The sequence below is a fragment of the Butyrivibrio proteoclasticus genome, assembly GCF_900115735.1.
Classification (GTDB): Bacteria; Bacillota; Clostridia; order Lachnospirales; family Lachnospiraceae; genus Butyrivibrio; species Butyrivibrio proteoclasticus_B.
This window is the reverse complement of sequence record NZ_FOXO01000024.1, coordinates 17,514-42,609: the sequence shown is the minus strand read 5'-3', so window position 1 is coordinate 42,609 and position 25,096 is coordinate 17,514. Positions and strand designations below refer to the sequence as shown.

The following is a 25,096-nucleotide window of genomic DNA, read 5'->3' as shown; positions in this document are numbered from 1 at the left end:
CAAGTTACTAGGAATTGCTTTAGTTTAAGATTTTTCATAAATAGAAAGGGTTTTTATCATGTCAGATCAGTCTCTTTTAACCGTAAAGGATTTATCAGTTTCAATTGATAATGAGCTTCCTATATTAAATAATATAAACCTGGACATCAAACCGGGCGAAACCCACGTACTAATGGGACCTAACGGTGCAGGTAAGTCTACTCTTGGTTTTACACTTATGGGTAATCCTCACTATCAGGTAACAGAAGGAAGCATTATGTTTGATGGCGAGGATATCACTCGTATATCAGCAGATAAGAGAGCTAAAGCCGGAATGTTTTTATCTTTCCAGAATCCATATGAGGTTCCGGGCATTTCTCTTAGCAGTTTTATTAGAAATGCATATCATGCACAGACAGGAGCGCCAGTTAAGCTTATGGCTTTTCAGAAGTCACTTAAAGCTGCAATGGAGCTTCTTTCAATGGATGAGTCATATGCAGACAGAGATCTTAATGTTGGTTTTTCCGGTGGCGAAAAAAAGAAAGCTGAGATACTTCAGCTCCTTATGCTGAATCCCAAATTTGCAATCCTTGATGAAACAGATTCAGGACTTGACGTTGATGCAGTTCGTACAGTTTCCAAGGGAATTGAGGAGTACCAGAAAAAGAAGGATGGAGCACTCCTTATTATTACACACAGTACTAAGATTTTAGAGTCACTACATGTTGACTATACGCATGTTCTTGTAAAGGGAAGCATAGTTCACACCGGTGATGGAACACTTGTAGATGAGATTAACGAGCATGGATTTGAGAGGTTTGTATGAGCGATAACAAGCAGGTTGTGGCAGATATAGACCACAGTATGTATGATTTCAAAGATGTAGAGAACGACAAAGATTTCTATCGTCTTCAGGAAGGTCTTACAGAAGAAACTGTTTTAAAGGTATCAGAAGAAAAAAACGATCCTGAATGGATGAGGGATTTTAGACTTAAATGCCTGAAATTATACAACGATATCAAGATTCCTGATTGGGGCCCAAGTATAGAGGGACTCGACATGGATAAAATTTCTTCTTATGTAAGACATAAGTCAGATATGAAGGGCAGTTGGGAAGAAGTTCCGGAGGATATAAAGAACACTTTTGAAAGACTCGGAATCCCACAGGCAGAGAGAGAGTCGCTGGCAGGTGTTGGAGCCCAGTATGATTCAGAGCTTGTTTACCACAATGTAAAAGATGAAGTTGCAGCTCAGGGTGTTATTTATACAGATTTAGAGTCAGCACTTCGCAGTGAGTACGCAGATATGATCAAGGAGCACTTTATGAAGCTTGTTCCACCAACTGATCATAAGTTTGCAGCCCTTCACGGAGCGGTATGGTCCGGTGGATCTTTTGTTTATGTTCCAAAGGGAGTAAAGGTTGAGATTCCACTTCAGTCATACTTTAGATTAAATGCTGCCGGCGCAGGCCAGTTTGAGCACACTCTTATCATAGTAGATGAGGGAGCGGATCTTCACTTTATAGAGGGATGCTCTGCTCCTAAATATAATGTAGCCAATCTTCATGCGGGCTGTGTTGAGCTTTATGTCGGTAAGAACGCAAGACTTCGTTACTCCACAATTGAGAACTGGTCAAAGAATATGTATAATCTCAACACTAAGAGGGCAATCGTTGAGGAAAACGGAAGAATGGAATGGGTATCAGGTTCTTTTGGTTCCCATACATCATATCTTTATCCTATGACAATCCTTAAGGGTGATAACTCTCAGATGGAATTCACTGGAATTACATTTGCCGGAAAGGGTCAGAACCTTGATACCGGAGCTAAGGTTGTTCATCAGGGCAAACATACATCATCGGTAATATCAACAAAATCTATTTCCAAGGACGGCGGAATCGGAACATACCGAAGCAGCGTAGTAATCCAAAAGAGTGCTAAAAAAGCTAAAGCTTCCGTATCATGTGATTCTTTGATGCTTGATAGTATTTCAAGAGCAGATACTGTTCCTGGAATGGATATCAGAACTAATGATGCGGATGTAGGACATGAGGCTAAGATCGGAAGGATTAGTGACGAAGCAGTATTCTATCTGATGTCACGTGGAATTTCAGAAGAAGATGCAAAGGCAATGATCGTCAGCGGTTTTGCAAATCCTGTTTCAAAAGAACTTCCTTTGGAGTATGCCGTTGAGATGAACAATCTTATCAAGCTTGAGATGAGTGGAAACATGTGAGGATAGCTATGAATAGAGACATAAATATGAAGGTTAATGTACTGCCTGTTCTTACATACAATTTTTTGCATGTTAATGACAGTACCTTAAATGCCGGAGATATTACAATAGATAGCCTTAGTTCTCCTGTAGAATCGGTTATCTCTGATGAAATAGAAGTAAAAAGAGATGTAACTTTTGAGGAAGCCGGTGAAATATTTAGGGCAAATAAAGACAAAATTCTAAAAACGACAGGTGTTCCTGGCGTTCCAAACGGCGATATGTCATACAGAGATGAAAAACAGGCAATTCGCACGGGAATGGGAATAGATATAGATGAGCTTATGATATCTATTGATGTAAAAGCTACAGTCTATACAGTTCCTGAGAATGTAAAAGCAAAAAAACCAATTGTGATCAGGTATGATCTTACAAATGGCCAGGGAAGTCTTTCTTCACAGGTTATTCATGCAAAAAAGAATTCTGAAGTAACTGTTATCATGGAATATTCATCTGAAAAAGATGCTACTGGATTCCATGGTGTTAGTACAAGGCTTCTCGCAGAAGAGGGAGCCAGAATCACACTCATTAAAGTTCAGCTTCTTGGAAATGGTTTTATTCATTTTGATGATATAGGTGGAGCTTGCTTTGAGAATGGACAGATAGATCTGGTTTCTCTTGAACTTGGGGCTAAAAAGAGCTGGACAGGATGCTACACAAATCTTGTGGAAAAAGAGTCTGTATTTAACAGCAATATGGGATATCTTTGCAGAGATGACCATTCGCTTGATATAAACTATGTATCTGACCACAGAGGCAAAAAGACTGAAGCGCTCATGCAGTTTAAGGGTGTTCTCATGGATAATGCATCCAAAACTTTCAGAGGAACTATTGATTTTAAAAATGGTAGTTCCGGTTCTGTTGGCGATGAGCAGGAAGATGCTTTGCTTCTTAGTGAGGATGTAGTGAATAAGACAATGCCTGTAATTCTTTGCCAGGAAGAGGATGTTGATGGAAGACATGGCGCTACCATTGGACAGCTTGGCGAGGATATTCTGTTTTACATGCAGACAAGAGGCATTGATGAGGAAGAGGCAAAGAGGATCATTATCAAGGCAAGGCTTGAGAGCGTTGCACGTATGATCCCAGATCCGGAGATCATGCAGAAAGTTCTGTATTATATTCAGGGAATTGTTTAAGGGCAAAATAATTCGTTATTATAGGAGAAACAATGACTAGTTTGGGAGACTTTCGTAAGGATTTCGATATTTTAAATTCTGGCGACTATGTATATTTTGACAATGCTGCAACTTCTCAGAGACCAAGGCAGGTTCTGGATGCAGTATCAGATTTTTATAAAACATCTAACGCAAACCCGCTTCGTGGCTTATATGATCTTAGCATGATGGCGACTGAACAGTATGAAAATGCAAGGGCTGTTGTTGCGGATTTTATTGGAGCAAGCAGACCGGAAGAGATTATTTTTACCCGCAATACAACGGAGTCTCTTAATCTTGTTGCATACAGCTATGGACTTGAGAACGTTCACGAAGGCGATGATATCGTAATAACTGTAATGGAACATCACAGCAATATGCTGCCATGGCAGATGGTTGCTAAAAAGTGCAAGGCAAACCTTGTATATATGGAGCCTACCGAAGATGGAACAATTACGAAAGAGGAATACGAAAGTAAGATAACAGACAGGGCCAAAATAGTTGCGGTTGGACATGTTTCAAATGTTATGGGGGTAACTAACCCAATAAAAGAAATTGCAGCTTTCGCTCATTCCAAGGGCGCTATTATGGTGGTTGATGGGGCACAGTCTGCACCACACATGCATGTTGATGTCCGGGATCTCGGAGCAGATTTCTTTGCTCTGTCAGGCCACAAAATGCTTGCACCGATGGGAATAGGAGCACTCTACGGAAGATATGAGCTTCTCGAGAAGATGCAGCCATTTTTGACAGGTGGCGAGATGATCGAATATGTAACAAGAGAAGATGCTACATATGCAGAGATTCCGCACAAGTTCGAAGCTGGGACAGTTAATGCCGGTGATGCAGTTGGACTTGCTCAAGCAATTAAGTATCTTAAAAATGTAGGATTTGATACAATAAAAGAGCAGGAAGAAAAACTTACAACTCTTTTGATGGAAGGCCTCAAAAAGATGCCTTATATCAAAGTATTTGGTTCAGAAGATCCTGCTAAACACTGCGGAATTGTTACTTTTACAATGGAAGGAGTTCACCCACATGATATGGCATCGGTACTTAATGATGATCATGTTTGCATAAGAGCCGGACATCATTGCGCACAGCCTCTCATGCAGTTCATAGGAGCGGGTTCAACAGCAAGAGCAAGTGTTTATTTTTACAATACGGAAGAGGAAGTGGAAATCTTCCTTGATAAGCTTTCAAAGGTAAGAGAGGTCATGGGCTATGGAGCTTAAACAGCTTTATCGTGAAATAGTAAATGAGCACAATCTTCATCCGGTTCACAAGGGCAAAATGGAGAATCCGGATCTGATACTTCGTGGCGTAAACCCAAGCTGTGGAGATGATATTACACTGCAGCTCAAGTTAAAAGACGGAGTTATTGAAGATGGTATGTATGATGGCAGTGGCTGTGCAATTTCACAGGCATCTGTTGATATGATGGTAGATCAGATTATTGGAAAGAAAAAAGAAGAGGCTATTAAACTTGCCGGATTATTTATGGGCATGATCAAAGGTGATATCACTGACGAGGCGAGCCTTGAAGAGCTTGATGAGGCAGCCGCGCTTCAGGATGTTGCACACATGCCTGCAAGAGTTAAATGTGCAGTTCTTGGATGGCATACCATGCAGGAAATGCTTGAAAATCCGGAAAAGGCGCAAACCAGCTAAGTAGTAGGTGGAATATGGCAGATTCAAATATCACTAAAAATGCACTGGCTACATCACTAAAAAAGCTAATGCGGGAAAAGCCTTTTGAAAAGATAAGTGTATCTGATATATGCGATGACTGTGGAATGAACAGAAAGAGCTTTTACTACCATTTCAAGGACAAGTATGATCTGGTTAATTGGATATTCTATGTTGGTTGTATAGGGAAGCTCAACTTTTCAGCATATGAGAGAGGCTGGGACGTTATGTATGACCTTTGCAAGAGCTTTTATGCTGATAGAGAATTTTATAGTACAGCATTTCAAATTGATGGACAGAACTCGTTAAGGGAGTATGCTCTAGAGACTTTTGAACCAATAACACGATACTTTTTGCAAGGCAGTAAGGTTATTGGTGATGATGAAGAGTTTTTTGTAACTTTTTTTGGCGATGCTTTTTTATCAGCAATTATGCGTTGGGTAAAAGAGGGAATGAACCTTACTCCGGATCAGTTTATGGAAAAGATTCATAAACTCACATTAGGGCTGGCTGAAAAAGTAATAGAAGATGAGAACATAAATTAACCCGTATAGACTAAAAGAGCCTATACGGGTTGTATTTATTTACAGATGATTGAACTTATAAGATTGTTGTCATAAGGAAAATCCCAAATAAAATAAGGGGATTTTTGCTCCAGGCGTATTTCTTTTACTATAGGGCCTGCACTCATCACGCTCTCATTGGCTGGAATAAGAATGAGCATACATGAAGGAAAGGCTTTTAACTTTTCGTAAAAACTCCTTTCCTTCAATAAAACGATATCCTGATCCACATAATTGTAATATATGGAATAAAGATTGCCGGATGATGTTAGAGCTTCACAAGTGGAAACAGCATCGTTTGAAGCAGCATTTATACAAAGCAAAACATTGCCGCATTTTTTAAGCATTCCCTGCTGTGCCACAGTAATCTGAGTGTCACCTAAAAATAATAAAAAGGCGCTCTCATCAAAGTCTTCAAAAATTGAAAACAGATCGTTTAGTGGTGTGGATTGACCTGTCAGTGTGATAGAAAAGGTATTGATGCCTTCTTTTCTGACATCGGCAATCCTTTTTCGGATATTAGCTAAAGATGTGGATGCATTTGGCTGATCATCAGTGCAATAGATAAAGTCTTCTTTCCATGGAAGTATACGTCCTTCTTTTTTGGAATTTGCTCTTATAACCTTGGCATAATGAGTCCAACTATAGTATCCCATATTTATTCCAAATTTTTTAAGGTTTTCATGATCAGTGTGAAGCAAAACATACTGAATAAGGTCGTAATAAGGACTTTCTTCGTTTTGGAGGAGCTTTTGAAATACTTCAAAAAGAGCCTGTTGAAAATTACCAGTAGAAAACCGTTTTCCCATATCCGCCAGATTTCTTATGGTTCTTTTAGGACCATTCTCCATATCTTTTAATCCACGACTGACGGCAGTGTCAATCATGGCTACAGTTAACTTTGTTGAATCCATTTTTTTCCTTCTCGGTTAATTTAAACTTCAACATATATAGTAGATAAATGAAATATATAAGGACACGGACAAATCGAGTGATTTGTCCCAAAATGTCACATGACCATTTTTTTGCCCAATGTAATAACAAAATTCCGATTATATAATCCAAATAAGAGGGAGAGATTGACCAATACGTGTGTAAAAAGGACGGAGGTATATTATGACAACATTTGTGGAAAAAGTTTCACACAAAGCTCAAAGGCAAGCGTTTAGTATTCTTATAGACAGATTTTTAAAACATCTGGATAAATCAGAGGACAGGACGGCAATTTATCTTAAACTTGTAGATGAAGCGGGGAAATTCTGGGGTGAGGGAGCAGACAAGGAGAAACTTGAACTCGTTAAAAAAGCATTTCAGGATCCGAATAACAGATGGGTTAAGTTTCTTAATCGAGTGGTAGATGAGACAGATCCACATGTAGCAAAAATGATGATGCTCAATCTTGGATATGAAGCATTTTTCAGGGGAACCAAGATGATAAGAGCTAACAGAGAAAAATATAATTGTAATATTCCATGGCTTATTCTTTTCGATCCTACCAGCGCCTGCAATATGCATTGTAAAGGCTGTTGGTCTGGAACATATGGCCCGAAGCACAATCTCTCTTTTGAGGATATGGACAAGATAGTTACTCAGGGAAAAGAACTTGGAGTTTACTTATATATGATGACAGGTGGCGAACCACTTGTACGTAAAAAAGATGTCCTAAGACTTGCTGAGAAACATAACGATGTGGAATTTTCAATTTTTGATAATTCTACGTTCATTGATGAAGATTTCTGTAAAGAAGTAGTAAGACTTGGAAATATCACATTCCAGCTTTCTATTGAAGGAACACCTGAAACCAATGATGCAAGACGAGGAATAGGTCATTACGATGCGGTAATGAAAGCAATGGATCTTTTTAAGAAATATGGAATAGTCTATGGAACTTCAATTTGTTATACAAGGAACAATATTGAAGCTGTAACAGATCCAAAGTTTATAGAGTTTATCGCTGAAAAAGGAGCAAGATTTGGCTTCTTCTTCCATTACATGCCGGTTGGAAATAACGCTGTTCCTGAACTTATGCCGACAGTTGAGCAGAGACGAAAAATGATTGAGCAAATCAGATACTTAAGAAGCGATAAATGCGATATCGGCTTTTTCCCAATGGACTTCCAAAATGATGGAGAAGCTGTTGGAGGATGCATTGCAGGTGGAAGAAATTATTTCCATATTAACTCCAGTGGAGATGCAGAGCCATGTGTGTTTATTCACTTTTCTAACACTAATATTCATACACACTCAATACTTGAGATGCTAAAGAGCCCATTGTTCATGGAGTATCATAAAGGCCAGCCATTTAATCGCAATCACTTAAGACCTTGTCCAATGCTTGAGAATCCACAGGTCCTTAGGGAAATGGTTGAAAGATCGGGAGCGCATGGAACAAATGAAGAATCTGAAGAGGATGTAGAGCATCTTTGCGGAAAATGTGATGAGTATGCAAAAGAGTGGGCACCAGTGGCTGATGAAATCTGGGCTCATCAGAAGCATACCAAGAAGAAGTATGAGAATTACATCAAAGAGAAGAGAGAAAACGGAACTTTGGCAACATTTGAAGCTAAGCCGAAAACAGAAAGTGAAGAAGGCATAAAGGGCGCATGATGCGCAGTTGACCAAAAAATAAGCCATGCCGACATGGAGCTACGCAAGACTCGAAATTTGCTTTGCAAATTTCTCGTTTACGCGGCGTTCGCCGCATAAACCAAATAAACAGGATACAAGTTCTTAGATGAGTAAACTCCTCACGAACTCGTATCCTGTTTATTTGTCTTGCGTGGCTCACTTTGACGCGAAAAAAAGTACCATCCCCACAGGCTATACCTGCGAAAACAGTACTCGGCGTGCGCTGCCAGGGTCTCGAACCCTGGACAACCTGATTAAGAGTCAGGTGCTCTACCAACTGAGCTAGCAGCGCTTTTGTTTGTGTGTCGCTCTCAACGACAAGTGATATGTTACTACGTTCCAAACATAAATGCAAGTACTTTTTTTAATTTTTTTTATTTTTTTTTAGAAAGTGAGTATTTATGCGGTTTTCAGAGCGCTTTTTTTGTGGTATTGTATTTATGGTGACCTCGAAATTAAGGATTTTTTGGAGAAAAAATGATATTTGATACACATGCTCATTATGATGATGAGCAATTTGATATAGATAGAGAAGAACTTATTGAAGCTGTCAGAGCATCAGGCGTTGACCATGTGGTAGATGTCGGGGCAAGTATTGATTCAACAGCCAGGGCATTGGAGCTTGCACATAAATATGATTTTATTTATGCAGCAGTTGGAGTACATCCAAGTGAGGTGGAAGAGCTTAATGAAGACAATGTTGAGCTTTTAAGAGAATGGAGTACAGATGCCAAGTGTGTTGCTATCGGTGAGATAGGGCTTGATTATCATTGGCCTGATCCTTCACCAGAGCTTCAAAAAAAATGGTTTAGAAGGCAATTACAGCTTGCAAGACAGGAAAGGCTTCCTGTCATCATTCATTCAAGGGATGCAGCAGCAGACACTATAGAGATTATGAAGAGTGAGCATGCTGAGGAGATTGGCGGCGTTGTACATTGTTTTTCATATTCAAAAGAAGTTGCTAAGATTTGTGTGGATATGGGCTATTATATTGGAGTTGGCGGAGTAATAACTTTTAAAAACGGTAAGAAATTAAAAGAAGTCGTTGAGGAGACTCCTATGGAAAAGATTCTTCTTGAAACCGATTGTCCATATCTTTCACCTGAGCCTTTCAGAGGAAAGAGAAACAGTTCTTTGAATCTGCCCTATGTTATAGATGCAATAGCAGCTATTAAGGGAATAGAAAGGGAAGAAGTAATAAGACAGACAACCGAGAATGCCAAGCGGATGTATGGTATTTTTGCGGAGGTGTAAATGGCATATTTAGGAAATGGCGCCAAAACCAAAGAGGTTTTGGCAAAGTATAATATGAGCGCCAAAAAGAAATTTGGTCAGAATTTTTTGATAAATGAGATTGTTCTGGATGGAATAGTTGATGCAGCGGGAGTCACCAGAGATGACTGCGTGCTTGAAATAGGTCCGGGAATTGGAACTCTTACTCAGTATCTTGCAGAATCAGCAGGAAGAGTAATTGCTGTAGAGATCGATAAAACACTCATTCCGGTTTTGGAAGATACTCTTTCAGAGTACGATAATGTCACAGTTATAAATGAGGATGTATTGAAGGTGGACATAGAGGCTATTGTCAATGAGTACAATGGCGGAAGGCCTATCAAGGTAGTTGCTAATCTTCCGTATTACATCACTACTCCTATTATTATGAAGCTTTTTGAAAGCGGAGTTCCTATCGAGAGCGTCACAGTAATGGTACAAAAAGAGGTTGCGGACAGAATGGTTATGGGGCCCGGAAGTAAGGATTATGGTTCGTTATCCCTTGCAGTTGCTTATTACGCTGAGGCACAGAGTGTTATGGATGTTTCACCAAGCTGCTTTATACCACAGCCGGGGGTGGGATCAGCTGTTGTTTACCTAAAAAAACATGAGTGCGCTCCGGTACAGGTAAAAGATGAAAAGTATATGTTTGAGATCATCAGGACAGCTTTTAATCAGCGAAGAAAAACGCTGTCCAATTCTCTTTCAAATAACCCTTCTTTGAGAGTCACAAGAGACCAGGTTCAGGATGCTCTTGTTAAAATGGGGATTGACGAAAAAGCAAGGGGCGAAGTTCTTGCATTATCACAGTTTGCGGAGCTTTCAGACATTTTACAAAGCAGTGGTGCTATGATAAACTAACACTATATTTAGTATTTTTGGCACCAAAGAGGTGGATATTTTGGATAAAGTTGAGTACAAAATCAGAGCTGACGAAATAAAAGCTCTGGTGGGGGAAGGCAGGTTTGCCGAAGCAGTCAAGATAGCGGACACAATCGACTGGAAAAAAGTCAGAAGTGTACAGATGCTTTGCATGATAAGCGATCTGTATAAGATAAACAGGCGATATGAAGAGAGCAGAGATGTTCTCCTTATGGCTTATGACAGGCATCCAACAGGAAGGGCTATAGTTTATTCGTTGTGCGAACTTGCCATTAAAATGGGCGAGTTTGTTCAGGCAGTTGAGTATTATAAAGAGTTCGTAAGAATAGCACCAAGAGATACAGGAAGATATATCCTTCAATATAAACTTTATGAAGCGCAGGATGTAAGCCTTGAAGAGAGAATAGCTGTTCTTGAAGAATACAAAAAGCACGATTATAAAGAAAAATGGGTATATGAGCTTGCATACTTGTACCATCGCGTAGGACTTACAACAGAGTGTATTGAAACCTGCGATGAGATGTTTTTGTGGCTTGGAGATGGCAATTATGTCATGAAAGCTCTTGAACTTAAGGCACTTCATGAGCCTCTGTCCAAGGAACAGCAGGACAGGTATATACGATATAAACAGGCACATGGGGGATATGTTGATAAGAGCGTTGTCATAGATAAGGCTTTGGACCAGGTTGGCAATGATGACCCACGTACAGTTGAAATCAAGCAGCCTACCAAAGAGATGCCGCCAGTCACAGATGCGGATATTGAGGCATATAATGCCCAAAAGCATGAGGAATCTTTTGTAGAACAGAGTGCGCGTGAAAAAGCGCCATATGCATCAGACTTTTCTTTAGACAGTCGTACAAGAGAAATGGAGAGGATAGTTTATCCGCATATCAGCGAGATAAAAGAGCCATCTGTTGATGTAAGTGCGTATAACACTATGAATCTTCAGGAGGCGCTTGCTGAAAATCTAAAGGCAGTCATGAACGATACTGATCCGGATCAGGAGATAAACTACACTCCGGTAACAGATCAGGAAACAAGTCCTGTAAGCCTTGTTCAGCCTATTACATCAGAAATTTTTGAAGTAGAAAAAGATTCTGATATGGGAATGCAGGAGATATTAGCTCAGGCATCCTACGATAAAGAGCTTGAAGAGAATAATATTCATAATGAACCTTCCATGAATATTGAAATTAAATATGGCGGAAACGGCCCTATTTTAGGCGAGGAGAAAATAGACCATGCACCGGTATATGATGATAAGCCTTTAGAAGAGGAAATTCCGGGAGCGGTTATCCATCCGAATGCTGCGTATCAGGCACCGAGCCACTTTGACAACTTCCTTTCACAGGAATATGATGGCCAGATTTCAATGGCTGTAGAGCCTGAACCTGAAGTAGAAAAGCAGATTACAGGTCAGATCAGCATTGACGAGTATATGCTCAATTGGGAAGCATATAAGAGGAACCAACAGGAAAAGCAGCTGGAAAGAGTTAAGAAGCTTGTAGCCGAAGAGACAGGAGATCTTTTTGTAGATTTCGATGAAAAGACTAAGGCCGGTCTTCAGGAAAAGATGGAGAAGGCCATCGCTGATGCTCTAAAGAAAGAGCGTAATGAAAAAGCATCAGGCAGAGGCGATTGGTCCAAGAATAAAGATGACATAATAAACGATGCTGTGGAAGACGTTATCAAATCCGAGGAACTGGATGATAGCGCAGAGACCAAGGAAGAGATTTTCCTTGATGAAACAGCAGAGCTTAAAAAGAATGTAGAAGAGGATCTTTTAGAGGAAAACGAATCTGAAAAGGCTGAAGATAAAAAGCCGGAAGAACCGGAAAAAAAGGAAATAGAAGAAGCTGATGATTCGGAAGAGACTGAAGAAGAGATAAATGAAGAATCCAAAGAGTCTTCTGAAGAGGAGGATAAAGAAGTATCTTCCGTAGAAAAAGACGACGAAGACCAGGATGATGATCAAGACGAAAGTTCGTCCGAAGAATCCAAGGAGTCTGAAAACTCAAAAGGACTTCATAAAAACAAAAAGTCAGATAGAAAAAAAGACAAAAAGAATAAAAAAGATGATAATGGAGCAGCTAAGAGACACATTGGAAACAGGGAGCTCGAAGAACGTGTAAGAACAATGACTCCTGAAGAGAAGCAGCTCTTTGGACCATATATCCATCACAAGAAATCAAGACGTCAGATTATAAATGCGATTGATAACATGAGTATGGATGCGTATAGCGGAAATGCTATTGTGACAGGTGAAGAAGGAGCTGGAACTGTTAACCTTGCGAAAGGACTTATAAAGGCAGTACAGGCATCAGATTCCAACTTTAGCGGCAAGGTTGCCAAGATAACAGCCAATACTCTCAATAAAAAGAGTACAGCAAGTATTTTCGATAAACTGGCAAACGGAGCGTTGATCATACAGAGAGCGGCAGATCTTGAACCTGAGACTGTAAATGAACTTCTTAAGATACTTCAGGAGGAGAATAAAGGTCTTATCATTGTAATGGAAGATACCAAGGAAGATATGAACAGATTCCTTGATAAGAACCCGTCTCTGAAGCAGATATTCAACGTAAGGGTTGATATAGAAGCTCTCGATGATGATTCACTTGTAGCTTACGCAAGACAGTATGCGCTTGAGAGAGAATACTCTATCGATAATCTTGGAATTTTGGCTCTTCATACCAGAATTTCAGAGCGTCAGACACTTGATCATGAAGTGACTGTATCTGAAGTAAAAGATATAATTGATGACGCTATTTACTATGCTGAAAAGAGATCGATCGCTCATTTTGTAGATGTTATTGTTAACAAGCGCTATGATGAAAACGACATGGTGATTTTAAGAGAAAAAGACTTTATGCACTAAATACTTTAAAAATTTGAGGGGGCTGTTTATGGCAGAAAAAGTATTTATTTCTGAGGCGGATGAGTATCTGTTTGGGCAGGGAACGCATTACGAAATATATGAAAAGCTTGGAGCGCATCCTTCAACGGAAAAGGGGAAAAAGGGATACTTCTTTGCCGTGTGGGCGCCCAATGCTGCGGATGTTCATGTAGTAGGTTCTTTTAATAACTGGGATGAAAGTGCAAACCGTTTGGAGAGAACCAAGACGGGGAATATTTGGACAGGCTTTATTCCGGGGGTAGGTATTGGAGAACTGTACAAGTACCTTATTACAACACAGGATGGAAGAAAGCTTTACAAGGCAGATCCTTATGCAAATTTTGCTGAGCTTCGTCCTGGGAATGCTTCCAGAACTACGGATCTTTCAGGTTTTAAATGGAGTGATTCAAAGTGGTTTGAGCGCAATAAGGGAAAAGATATAAATCGCCAACCACTGTCTATTTATGAGTGTCATATTGGTTCATGGATGAAACATCCGGATGGAACAGAAGACGGTTTCTACACATATAGAGAGTTCGCTGACAGGATTGTCGAATATTTAAAAGAGATGCAATATACCCATATCGAGTTAATTGGAATAGCAGAACATCCTTTTGATGGCTCATGGGGATATCAGGTCACAGGTTACTATGCACCAACAGCAAGATATGGTGAGCCTGCAGATTTTATGTACCTTGTGAACAAGCTTCACAAAAACAATATTGGAGTTATTCTGGATTGGGTTCCTGCGCATTTTGCAACAGATGAATTTGGACTAGCCTGCTTTGATGGCCAGTGTATCTATGAGCATCCGGATCCAAGAAAGGGAGAACATCCTGACTGGGGCACCAAGATATTCAATCTGGAGAAGCCTGAAGTTAAGAACTTCCTCATTGCAAATGCTCTTTTCTGGATAAGGAAATTCCATATTGACGGACTTAGAGTGGATGCGGTTGCCTCCATGCTTTACCTCGATTATGGTAAAAAAGACGGTCAATGGGTTCCAAACAAATATGGTGATAACAAGAACCTTGAAGCAATTGAGTTCTTTAAACACTTGAACAGCGTGGTTAGAGGAACTTATCCACAAGTACTTACAATAGCAGAAGAATCAACAGCATGGCCAAAGGTTACAGCTGCGCCTGAAGAAGGCGGATTGGGATTTGCATTTAAGTGGAATATGGGATGGATGCATGACTTCTGTGAGTATATGAAGCTTGATCCATATTTCAGGCAGGGCGCTCATTACATGATGACGTTTGCCATGAGCTATAACAGCTCTGAAAAATACATTTTACCGTTATCTCATGATGAAGTGGTTCATTTAAAGTGTTCAATGGTTGAGAAGATGCCCGGCTATCAGGTTGATAAATATGCCAATCTTCGCGCCGGCTACACATTCATGTTTGGACATTCCGGTAAAAAACTCTTATTCATGGGCCAGGAATTTGGACAGGAAAGAGAATGGAGCGAAAAGCGAGAGCTTGACTGGTTCCTTTTGGAAAATGATCTCAATAAGGGAATGAAGGATTACGTTGCAGAGCTTCTAAAGATGTACAGAAAATATCCTGCATTATATGAAGTAGATGATGACTGGGGTGGATTTGAATGGATAAATGCCGATGACAAGGAGCGCAGTACTTACAGCTTCTACAGAAGAGCTATAAATGGCAAGGATAATGTTCTGTTTGTGCTGAATATGACTCCTGTTGAGAGAAAGGGCTTTATGGTTGGAGTTCCTTTTGCAGGAACATATACTCATATATTGGATAGCGCTGAAAAGAAATATGGTGGATTTGGCAGCAACATTCCAAAGAAAATAGAAGCTGTCAAAGGACTTTGCGATTACAAAGACTACAGTATTACATTTGACCTGCCACCGTATGGAGCAGAGGTCTTCGTTTTTCAGTCTAAGAAAATAAAAACGAAATCTTAAGATTTTTTTGGCAAGAGCCGAAATAGAAGGTGATGGATGATAAATCCGTCACCTTTTTTTCGTACAAGCATTTTTTCGCAGAAAGGCATATATGAATTTAAATTTTCAGACCATTGGCGACAAGAGGTCCGCTAGCGAACAGATTATCAAAAGCACGGAAGCAGGTAATAAGATTTTTTCAGGAGCAACCAAAGCAGAAGCTACAAAAGCTTTTTTGGTTGATCTGGATTCAAGCTTTTTTAGCAGCGATGCATATGCGCAGAATGGAAAAAGCCTTGAAGATATTCAAACCCTTGCACAGAGTACAGATGTTCAAAACAATCACAATTACATGGCTCTCTTATCAAATACCATGTCGGATGAGGACTATGCAGCTGTTCTTGAAGGTGGTTTTGATTTCGGAAATCTAAATAGCGCAGATACTGTAACTATCGTTGACAAGATTAAAAGTGTTCTTTTAGAATCCGGAACGGTTATTACAGGCTACAATGATGATCTTAGTCTGGATAAGCTTGAGAAAATCACAGGAAGCAGGTCTTTTGCTGCGGCTCTTCAAAAGAATTTTTCAGAAAATGATATCCCGGTCACAACTAAAAATGTAACTGAAGCAAAGCAAGCATTTGAGCAGATATCAGATATTGAGAAAATTGATGATTCTGCAGTCAAATACCTTGTTCTTAATGATAAAGAGCCTACGATCAATAACATCTACCTGGCACAACACAGCACTAACGGCCAAAATGTAAGTGGCCGGGGCTTCTATGCGCAGGATGCATATGGATACTATGCCAAAAAGGCAGATGGCCTTGATGTTGAGCAGGTTCTTCCTCAGATAGAAAAAATTGTCAAAGACGCAGGCCTTGACCAAAATGATGAGAACAATATAGAGCAGGCTAAATGGATCATTGAAGAAGGGATACCTCTTACTAAGGAAAATCTCGAAGCGGTAATTGATATTAAAGAAATAGATTTTCCGGTTACAACTGAGCTTGGCGCTAAGGCCATTGCAGCAGCTCTGGCAGATGGTAAAGAAGCAAAAGAAGCAAACCTTCATGATCCTGTAAGTTCAGCAAAAAAGATGTTGACCAAGAGGCTGCATCTTGAAGAAACCAGAATAAAAATGAGTGCCGCTGTAAATACAAAGCTGGCTGATAAAGATTTTTCTATCGACCTGAAACCGATTGAAAAACTTGTCGAACTTATAAAGGAAGAGCTAAAGAATCTGTCCGAAGAAGAGGCAGGTAAAATAATAGATGAAAAAACTCATGTTACTGATGCCAATAAAGAATATATATTTGGAATGACAGTAACGAGAGTAGATATTATAAAGCAAGGTCCGGTAGATGTAGCAGGGGCAATGCTTGATCGTATCGAGTCATCAAGTCTCTTGGAAATCAGTGATGTTTCTTTTGAGCTGTCTCAGAAATACAGGGCAGCGCAAGAAGAATATGAAAAGATGGAAACTGCTCCCAGAGCAGATCTTGGCGATAGCATAAAAAAAGCTTTTGAAAATGTAGATGATATACTTGCTGATCTGGGAAAAGAAATTACTGAAGAAAACAGAAGAGCTGTAAGAATCCTTGGTTACAATACCCTTGAGATAAATGAGGAGAATTTTGAAAAAGTAAGGGCGTATGATCTGAGACTTAGAGAGACGATGGAAAGGCTCAAACCAGGAGCAGTTCTGGATTTTATCCGTCGTGGAAAAAATCCTCTGGGCATGACTATAGAAGAATTATCAAAAGGGCTTGATCAAAATCAGTTTGGGAATGGTCAGAACGACTCAGGTAAAAAGTCGGATGAGAAATACGCAAGATTCCTTTATAAGTTGGAAAAAAATAATGGGATAACCGATGAAGAAAGAAAATCATTTATAGGTATTTACAGGCTCTTTCACAACATAAAGGCAAATGATTATAAAGCGATAGGAGATCTTTTAAAAACCGAAAGAGATATGACTTTAGGAAATCTTCTTGACGCCACAAGAACACAGGCAAAGGCGGCAAAGGGAATAGATTTTAGAGTGGATGAGGAATTCGGAGGTCTGGAGAGAATCAGTAACCTTGAAGGAGAAAGAATTGATGAGCAGATAGAATCGGCATTTATTTTTTATAAGGCTCATGCCGATATAGTATACGAGAATCTTGAACCTGAAAAACTAAAGGCTGCTAAACCACAGAATAAAACACTTCTGGAAGATTTGTCTGAAAAGCTTAGTGAGCAGGAAACTGATGATGAACTTGAGAAGAAATATAATATTGAGAATTTAAAGCATGTCAGAGAATTGATTTCGTCAAGGGAAGCTAAAGCTGCTTTAGAAGAAATGGAAACAGAACATGTTGAGCTAAACTTCAACAATCTGGAAGCTGTGATAGAAAATAAAAGAGAGCGAAGAAGAGGAAAATTCTGGGATAAGGCAAAGGAGTTTGACGGGTCGATCAAAAAAGAAGAGGATGATCTTTTCACGCTTCTTGATGAGAATAATTATGAAGAATCTTATAAACAAAAGCTGGATCAGATTTCAGAAAAACTTACTGAGACTTTGATGAACTCAGAAGATAGCTATATTGATGTAAGAGCAATCACTCTCATGCAGAAGCAGATATCGGTTATGAAAAAAGAATCCGAAAATGCCACATTCGATGTTCCTGTTGAGATAGATGGAGATAGCATTTCGATGCATATCACATTAAAAAATGATGGCACAAAAAAATCCAGAATGGATGCAAGTATTCAGACCTTTGAGTACGGTTTTATAACAGCCAGCCTCTATGAGGAAAGCGGACTGATAAAAGGCATGATCACAACTACGATGTCAGAAGGCATTGAAGAGTCTGAATATCTTGGTAATGTAAAAGAAAAGCTGTGCAAGAAGCTTTCAGAAAAAATAAAGGATCTGGGTGTAGACCAAAATCAGATAGGAATCCTTTATGGAGCAAAGCTGACTCAGAATAACAGTACAACTGATGCAAAACCTGATGGTGAACGAAAAATAACTAATACAGGTGTATTACTAAAAATGGCAAAGGCATTTATTGAAGCTCTTTAAATTGGCGAAGTACATGCAGAAATGAGGTAAAAATGAAAGTTAACTACAATGTATCCGCTATGATAGCGCATAATTCACTTCAGAAAAATGATAAACTCCTTTCAGAGTCTTTGGAGAGATTATCAAGCGGTCTTAAGATTGCAAATGCAAAAGATAATCCATCCGGTCTTGCGATGTCCAGAAGAATGAATTCACAGATAGAAGGACTTGGAGTAGCAAATGATACTTCAAACGATGCAATATCGATAGTTCAGGTGGCAGACGGAACTCTTTCTGAAGTTCATGATATATTACAACGAATAAATCAGCTTTGTGTTCAGGCAAGTACAGGAACACTTACTGATGATGATAGAAAAATAATTCAGTCTGAAGTAACGCTTCTAAAAGATGAGATTAATAGAATATCTGCAACTACTCAGTTTAATGGGCAGAATATTCTTGATGGGTCTTTTGATTTAAAAGGATATGTAAAAGGAACCGGAACAGTTACAAAAGCAGATGACACTACAGAAACATATGCTGACAAAACAATCATGAGTATCGGAGTTATAAGTTATTCCGATAATATGGAAGCTGGAAATTATCGTATAGTTAATACCGATGGTAGTCCATTATCATTTTCTCATTCAAAGAATGTTATAGGACCTACAGGCGTGGAAAAGAATTATCTCTTAGATGAAAACGGAAATTATTATACTAAAAATAGCACTATTTCAGGCATGATGATTCAAAAGCAGGGATCAGACGGAAACTATGAAAATTATTTTTCAAGTGACATTATGGCGACTGTAAATGAGGATGTCATTACGTTTTCTGATCGTGACGGAAAAGAAGTAAAACTTCAGATTGGTGATACATATGAAGGAGATTTGTATCTGGAGTTGACAGCCAAAGGTGCTATGACAATGCAGATTGGTGCTAATGAAGGCCAGACGCTTGATATTAGAATTTCAAAAGTATCAATAACCACGCTTGGTATAAATAACCTTGATGTTACTACTCAAGAAGAAGCGAGACTTGGAATCGACAGTGTAAAAGATGCGATTGCAGCAATTAGCTCAATCAGAAGTAGACTTGGCGCATATCAGAACAGACTTGAACATACAACAAGCAGCCTTGACGTGACAGTTGAAAATATGACAGCAGCCTACTCAAGAATCATGGACGTAGATATGGCAGAGGAGATGACTGTTTATTCAACTCAGCAGGTTCTTTCGCAGGCTGGAACATCTATGATGGCACAAGCCAATGAAAGACCGTCACAGGTGCTACAGCTTTTGCAGTAACTTATGATCGTTGACTTGCTACGAATCGAGGTGCTATATGACGCAGGAGAAAAAACAAGAATATACTTTAAAAATAACTCAGGCCAATAAAACCCAGATGATAACCATACTTTACGAGATTATAATTGATTATCTTGATGATGCTATGGATGAAATAAGCCTAGGCCAAAACGCTGATGGCGAAAAGAGTTTACTAAAAGCACAAAGCTGCCTTGATGAATTAATTCGTTCTGTAAATCTGCACACAGATTTAGGGAAAAATCTTCACAATATATACATTTTTTCAAAAAAGGAGCTAATTGTATCCGGAGTTAATCACAGCCTCAATAGAATTTGGCGAGTGAAAAAAAATATGAAGACTCTTCACGAAGCCTATAGAGAGCTGGAAAAAAAGGATAAGAGCGGACCTATGATGGATAACACTCAAAAGGTCTACGCAGGGCTTACATACGGAAAACACAGCTTAAATGAAGATGTTACAGCAGCTTCCACGAACAGAGGCTATGTAGTTTGAAATATTTTATGCAAAATGCTGATTTAGAAAAAGGGGGTTTACAACAAAACTTATATTTGCTAAATTCTATACTCGCGAGCTCGAAGAAAAACAGAAAGGAGTGAGCTTATATAGATACGGTTTTGTTAACCCTCTTGTCTGGAGCAGCCTTTACCGATCTGTACAAAGACAGGATTTATAATTTCTGGTTGATTCCGGGATTTCTTGTAGGAGTCATCACAGCAGCCTTGGGCGGGCTGGAATCTCTACTGGCTGCAATGACAGCAATCGTTTTTTCGTTTGTTATCTTGTTTCCGGTATATCTTTTTAAAGGTATTGCCGCAGGAGATGTTAAATTATTCATGACGGCAGCATCCTTTATGTCAGTGCAGGACACTTTTTCCTGCATCATTCTATCATTCCTGATAGCTGGTATTATTTCACTTTTTATTTTGATATTTAAGAGAAACAAAAAAAGAACGATACACTTTGCGGTACCAGTGCTTATTAGTGCGTTGTTTACTATTGGAGGTACATTATGACAAGGCCACTGCTAACGCTCTGTGATCTTGACGAGACCTATTGCGGAAGGCTGTATGAGTATTTAAAAGAAAACTTAAAACTGACATTTAGAATTGAAGCATTCACATCTGTGAACATCCTTGTGGATTTTGCCAGAAAGAATAAAACATCACTTCTTGTGGTTTCTGAGTCAGCTCTATTAGAGCTTGGGGCAGCAGGAACAGAGCATTTTAAGAATATACTGATCCTGGATGAGGATTCAGGAGGTGTAAGGGAGGAGGAAAGCTTTTATGGTGGGCAGAATATTGCTCATACAACAAAGTATCAGAAGGCTGGTAAGATCGTTGATACTATTGTTGATTTCTGCGCAGAAAAAGCAGAGGCATTCGATGGGCTAACGGCAGAATTTAACAGCGATACAGGTAATGTGATCGGACTATATTCGCCAATATCCAAGTGTGGACAAACGTCTTTAACTCTGAAAATGGGAGAAATTCTCTCGTCTTATGGAAGAACGATCATGCTTAGCTTTGATAGTTTCTCATCTCTTCCAAAAATCCTGAACATTGAATCTGATGGAAGTATCACCGATCTTATGTATTATTCTGAAGGTGATAGGAACAAGTTTTGTATTTATCTGGAAAAAATAAAAAAGACAGTGGGAAATCTTGATGTTGTAATGCCGGCCAGAACTGCCATGCAGATCAGGGATATTAGTGCCGATGCGCTAAAGCTGCTCCTTGAGCTTTTAGTTCATGAAGCAGGTTATAAATATGTGCTTCTTGATCTTACGGAGTATCCTGAAGGATTTTTTGAAATATTAAAACTCTGTGACAAATTGTTTACTATTACAAGGCAGACAAGTGCTGATTCCTATAGAGTGGAGATATATGAAGAAGTTCTTAGACAAAATGGATATGAAGATGTTTTTGCTTCGATGATAAAGATAAACCTTCCTGATCTAAAGGACCCGCCTGCTTTTTCAAGGTATACCTATGACCTTTTAAAGAAGGAGGAAATAGTAAGTGACAAAGCAGGATGACGAGCTTAAGCACAGGGTCAGGCAAAGAGTTATTGGAGATTTGGACTTTTCAAAAGATATTTCTGATGACGAAATGCTTGAACTTATTGATAAAGCGCTTTTCGATGAGATTAGACATCTATCTGTTTCCACCGGACAAAGGAAACAGATAAGAATGCAGGTCTTTTACTCAATAAGAAAGCTGGATGCCATTCAAGAACTTTTAGATGATCCTGAGGTCACAGAAATAATGGTAAATGGAACAGAAAATATCTTTATTGAAAAGAATGGAGCAATATTCAAGAGTGCAAACCACTTCGATTCAGTGGAAAAACTACAGGATGTTGTTCAGCAGATAGTTGCCTCTTGCAACAGGGTAGTTAACGAAGCATCGCCTATCGTAGATGCCAGAATATACGGTTCACGAATCAATGTGGTTCTTAATCCTGTAGCGCTAAATGGACCAATTATAACTATAAGGCGATTTCCTGAGAATCCATTTACTATGGACAATCTGATAACGCTGGGGGCACTGTCTGATTATATTAAAGAATATCTGGAAGTCCTGGTTAAGTCGGGATATAACGTTTTTATTTCAGGTGGAACCGGATCCGGTAAGACCACATTTCTAAACGCACTTTCCAATTTTATTCCAAAAGACTTAAGACTCATAACCATTGAGGATAATGCAGAGCTGCAGATAAGAGAAGTTCCAAACCTTGTTCAGCTTGAAGCCAGAAATGCCAACGTAGAGGGATGTAAAGAGATAACAATACGAGATCTTATCAAATCCTCCCTCCGAATGCGCCCTGACTGGATAGTAGTTGGCGAAGTCAGAGGAGAGGAAACAGTTGATATGCTTCAGGCTATGAATACAGGGCACATGTCTATGTCGACAGGTCATGCGAACAGTGCAAAAGATATGCTCTCAAGACTTGAGACAATGGTCCTTATGGGAATGGAAATACCGCTGTCTGCCGTCAGAGGCCAGATAGCATCAGGAATAGACATAATTGTACATTTAGGAAGACTGAGGGACAGATCAAGGAAGTTGCTTGAAATATGTGAACTGGAAAAAGAGCTGGATCCACTAACCGGAAGGATATGCACAAACAGATTATTTCAGTTTGAGGAAAAAGGTGTGGATAACAATGGGAGAATAATAGGAACATGGAGGAAAGTTGGTGAACTTAAAAATACTGAAAAGCTCATGGCAGCAGGCTTTAAGTTACCGTCCTGATATCAGTGACATCCCGATTGCACTCCGGGGAATAGGTATTGTGGTTTTATTTGGAAAAGTTTTTTATGATTCATATCTGGCAATGGCGATATTATCGCCGCTTGCATTTTTCTGGTTTTTCTATCAGAAAAAAGTTTTGAAGGAAAGAACCCGCAGGCTTTTAGGAATACAGTTTAAGGATGCAATAGCTTCAGTGCTCACGAATCTGAAAGCTGGATATTCTGTTGAAAATGCCTTTAAAGAAGCGACCAAAGACATAGAACTTCTATATGGAAAAAAGAGTCTTATATGTAATCATCTCCATAGAATTCTAAAAGGGCTAAAAAATAATATTCCTCTTGAAAAGCTTCTGTACAACTTTGGTGTTGAAAGTGGGAACAAAGACATTCTGGAATTTGCTGTTGTTTTTGCTGCTGCCAAAAGAAGCGGAGGAAATCTGACGGATATAATAAGCAGGACTATTTCTGTAATATCAAGAAAGATAGAGGTAGAAAAAGAAATCGAAGTTCTTGTAAGTTCCAAGAGGATGGAGGCGAGGATAATGAAAGGTGTACCATTTTTCATTATCTTTTACATCAGCCTTACCAGCAAAGGATTTTTTGCCCCCTTATATCATAACCTTTTTGGAATTATTCTGATGACTATCTGTATGATCGCATATCTTGCGGCATATCTTTTATCTGAAAAGATCATAAATATTGTAGTTTAACTTAGTCCCAAGGAAAAAAGAAATGATTGTTTTATATTTGATACCGCCGATAATCCTTTTTGTTTTATGGATCATGGCAAAAGAGATGACGCTTCCTGCCGGAATAAATGAAGAAGGCATTAGCAGAGAATTTCTTAAGATAGCTCTTTTCATATATGAAAAGCTTTGCAGTAAAAAAAGACCAATAGAAGAAGGAAGAATACGAGGATATCTCGCAGCCCTACACAACAGAAAAGACATTGAGCAGATGGAGACAGAATACTTTATCCGTAAGATCTCGATTGTTTTGGTCATTGTACTTGCAGGTTGTTTTCTGGCGGCAGCAATGTTCATAAGTAGCAGAAATAGTAAGTTCCTTGAAGGGGGCAACATTATTCACAGAAAAAACTATGGGGAAGGTGAGTTCGAAGCCGGCTTGCTGGCTAAGAGCGAAACCGGGGAGGAAATTGGTGAGTATGATTTCCTGGTAAATGAAAGACTTTACTCAGCCGTGGAAGCAAATGAGCTCTTTGAAAGAGCAAGTAAAGAGGCTGAACAACTAATACTAAAAGATAATCCGACGTTTGGTGAGATAAGAGATGATATTAACTTAATAGACAATGTTCCCGGGTATCCATTTCAGATTTCGTGGAAACTTGATGACTATGAGCTCATGCATTCAGACGGAAGGCTTGAGACTGACAAGATTCCAAAAGAAGGTGTGTTACTTAACGCGACAGCAATCTATAAGTACAATGAACAAACCTGGAAACAGGAATTTGTTATGAATTTGCTTCCAAAAGCTCTTTCGCCTAAGGAGAGACTGGCCAAAAGCCTGGGAGATCTGCTGAAAGAAGCAGATGGGAAAACTACTTATGATGAAACTATAGAACTTCCCAAAGATATAGAAGGGGAAGCAATAGTCTGGTCAGAACAGGTTGAAGATAACAGTATTCTCATACTGGTGCTCACAATTGTGGGAGCCTGCATGTGCTATATAGCAAAAGATGAAGAACTAAAGTCAGAAATGGAGAAGAGAAATCTGCAGATGCTGGCTGATTACCCACAGCTTGTGTCGCAGCTTGTTCTTTATCTCGGGGCAGGAATGACAGTGAGAAATATTTTTGAAAAGCTTGGAAAAAACTATATCAAGAGCAGGGAAAAAGGAGATGAAAAACATTTTGTGTATGAAGAGCTTGTGAGAGCCTGTAGAGAGCTTGCAAGTGGAATATCTGAAATTGAAGCCTATGAAAGATTTGGATCAAGGTGCTCAAGTCAGCAGTATTCAAGACTATCAACACTGCTTGCTCAAAACTTGAGAAAGGGCAACGGAGAGCTTTTAAAGGTCCTTAATGATGAATCAAAGAACGCTTTCAATGAAAGAATGGACAAGGTCCGAAAACTTGGCGAAGAAGCGGGCACAAAGCTCCTTCTTCCAATGATACTTATGCTTCTGGTGGTCATGGTAATGATCATGATCCCGGCATACATGGCATTTTGAGTAAATGCAGGAAACTT

Annotated in this window: 20 protein-coding genes and 1 tRNA gene; 19 read left to right on the top strand and 2 right to left on the bottom strand. The window is 39.3% G+C overall.

The features are described 5' to 3' along the window. Window positions 1-58 precede the first annotated feature (58 nt). From sufC to BM146_RS13880, 6 genes are read left to right on the top strand one after another with little or no spacing between them, the layout of a single operon-like run. On the top strand, window positions 59-805 hold the full coding sequence (sufC, locus tag BM146_RS13905; RefSeq protein ID WP_074890312.1) for a Fe-S cluster assembly ATPase SufC: 747 nt from the start codon (window positions 59-61) through the stop codon (window positions 803-805). Then, window positions 802-2,214, top strand: a complete 1,413-nt coding sequence (gene sufB, locus BM146_RS13900; RefSeq protein ID WP_074890309.1) for a Fe-S cluster assembly protein SufB — start codon at window positions 802-804, stop codon at window positions 2,212-2,214. Before sufC ends, sufB begins: the two co-directional genes overlap by 4 nt. Before the next feature lie 8 nt (window positions 2,215-2,222). Further along, the gene (locus BM146_RS13895) at window positions 2,223-3,392 is read left to right on the top strand and encodes a SufB/SufD family protein (protein WP_074890306.1); all 1,170 of its coding nucleotides are present in this window, start codon (window positions 2,223-2,225) and stop codon (window positions 3,390-3,392) included. Between the two features lie 32 nt (window positions 3,393-3,424). Further along, window positions 3,425-4,645 carry an aminotransferase class V-fold PLP-dependent enzyme gene (locus BM146_RS13890; protein WP_074890303.1) on the top strand — a complete coding sequence of 407 codons (1,221 nt, stop codon included), beginning with the start codon at window positions 3,425-3,427 and terminating at the stop codon, window positions 4,643-4,645. Beyond that, complete coding sequence (sufU, locus tag BM146_RS13885) at window positions 4,635-5,081, top strand: Fe-S cluster assembly sulfur transfer protein SufU (RefSeq protein ID WP_074890299.1); 447 nt, start codon at window positions 4,635-4,637, stop codon at window positions 5,079-5,081. The genes BM146_RS13890 and sufU overlap by 11 nt, the downstream gene beginning before the upstream one ends. A 14-nt stretch (window positions 5,082-5,095) precedes the next feature. Continuing rightward, window positions 5,096-5,644: a TetR/AcrR family transcriptional regulator C-terminal domain-containing protein gene (locus BM146_RS13880; protein WP_074890296.1), complete on the top strand. Its 549-nt coding sequence runs from the start codon at window positions 5,096-5,098 to the stop codon at window positions 5,642-5,644. A 35-nt stretch (window positions 5,645-5,679) separates the two neighbouring features. Here the strand turns inward: BM146_RS13880 and BM146_RS13875 are convergent, their stop codons facing one another. Further along, the gene (locus tag BM146_RS13875; RefSeq protein WP_074890294.1) at window positions 5,680-6,576 is read right to left on the bottom strand and encodes a hypothetical protein; all 897 of its coding nucleotides are present in this window, start codon (window positions 6,574-6,576) and stop codon (window positions 5,680-5,682) included. A 202-nt stretch (window positions 6,577-6,778) separates the two neighbouring features. On the opposite strand from BM146_RS13875, the gene BM146_RS13870 reads away from it, so the two are divergent. Then, window positions 6,779-8,269 (top strand): radical SAM protein, encoded by a 1,491-nt coding sequence (locus BM146_RS13870; protein ID WP_074890291.1) that lies wholly within the window; start codon window positions 6,779-6,781, stop codon window positions 8,267-8,269. Window positions 8,270-8,509: 240 nt separating this feature from the next. On the opposite strand, the gene BM146_RS13865 is transcribed toward BM146_RS13870, so the two are convergent. Further along, window positions 8,510-8,582, bottom strand: a tRNA-Lys gene (locus BM146_RS13865). Between the two features lie 185 nt (window positions 8,583-8,767). Between BM146_RS13865 and BM146_RS13860 the strand changes: the two genes are divergently transcribed. The 12 genes from BM146_RS13860 (at window position 8,768) to BM146_RS13805 (ending at window position 25,079) form a co-directional block, all read left to right on the top strand. Beyond that, the gene (locus BM146_RS13860; RefSeq protein ID WP_074890289.1) at window positions 8,768-9,544 is read left to right on the top strand and encodes a TatD family hydrolase; all 777 of its coding nucleotides are present in this window, start codon (window positions 8,768-8,770) and stop codon (window positions 9,542-9,544) included. Beyond that, window positions 9,545-10,423 (top strand): 16S rRNA (adenine(1518)-N(6)/adenine(1519)-N(6))-dimethyltransferase RsmA, encoded by an 879-nt coding sequence (rsmA, locus tag BM146_RS13855; protein ID WP_074890287.1) that lies wholly within the window; start codon window positions 9,545-9,547, stop codon window positions 10,421-10,423. It abuts the gene before it with no gap. A 40-nt stretch (window positions 10,424-10,463) separates the two neighbouring features. Further along, window positions 10,464-13,325, top strand: a complete 2,862-nt coding sequence (locus tag BM146_RS19035) for a tetratricopeptide repeat protein (RefSeq protein ID WP_083413558.1) — start codon at window positions 10,464-10,466, stop codon at window positions 13,323-13,325. Window positions 13,326-13,353: 28 nt separating this feature from the next. Next, window positions 13,354-15,279: a 1,4-alpha-glucan branching protein GlgB gene (gene glgB, locus BM146_RS13845; RefSeq protein ID WP_074890284.1), complete on the top strand. Its 1,926-nt coding sequence runs from the start codon at window positions 13,354-13,356 to the stop codon at window positions 15,277-15,279. Between the two features lie 91 nt (window positions 15,280-15,370). Further along, on the top strand, window positions 15,371-18,328 hold the full coding sequence (locus BM146_RS13840) for a DUF6240 domain-containing protein (RefSeq protein WP_074890279.1): 2,958 nt from the start codon (window positions 15,371-15,373) through the stop codon (window positions 18,326-18,328). 32 nt (window positions 18,329-18,360) lie between these two features. After that, complete coding sequence (locus BM146_RS13835; protein ID WP_074890275.1) at window positions 18,361-19,614, top strand: flagellin N-terminal helical domain-containing protein; 1,254 nt, start codon at window positions 18,361-18,363, stop codon at window positions 19,612-19,614. A gap of 37 nt (window positions 19,615-19,651) precedes the next feature. Next, window positions 19,652-20,128, top strand: a complete 477-nt coding sequence (locus BM146_RS13830; RefSeq protein WP_074890270.1) for a flagellar export chaperone FliS — start codon at window positions 19,652-19,654, stop codon at window positions 20,126-20,128. Window positions 20,129-20,250: 122 nt separating this feature from the next. Continuing rightward, window positions 20,251-20,649 (top strand): prepilin peptidase, encoded by a 399-nt coding sequence (locus BM146_RS20520; protein ID WP_074890267.1) that lies wholly within the window; start codon window positions 20,251-20,253, stop codon window positions 20,647-20,649. Beyond that, window positions 20,646-21,671, top strand: coding sequence for a P-loop NTPase family protein (locus tag BM146_RS13820; protein ID WP_074890264.1), 1,026 nt, complete (start codon window positions 20,646-20,648; stop codon window positions 21,669-21,671). The genes BM146_RS20520 and BM146_RS13820 overlap by 4 nt, the downstream gene beginning before the upstream one ends. Continuing rightward, the gene (locus BM146_RS13815; RefSeq protein WP_074890261.1) at window positions 21,655-22,890 is read left to right on the top strand and encodes a CpaF family protein; all 1,236 of its coding nucleotides are present in this window, start codon (window positions 21,655-21,657) and stop codon (window positions 22,888-22,890) included. The genes BM146_RS13820 and BM146_RS13815 overlap by 17 nt, the downstream gene beginning before the upstream one ends. Then, on the top strand, window positions 22,835-23,599 hold the full coding sequence (locus BM146_RS13810; RefSeq protein WP_083413556.1) for a type II secretion system F family protein: 765 nt from the start codon (window positions 22,835-22,837) through the stop codon (window positions 23,597-23,599). The genes BM146_RS13815 and BM146_RS13810 overlap by 56 nt, the downstream gene beginning before the upstream one ends. A gap of 73 nt (window positions 23,600-23,672) precedes the next feature. Beyond that, window positions 23,673-25,079, top strand: coding sequence for a type II secretion system F family protein (locus BM146_RS13805; protein WP_207649930.1), 1,407 nt, complete (start codon window positions 23,673-23,675; stop codon window positions 25,077-25,079). Window positions 25,080-25,096: the final 17 nt, after the last annotated feature.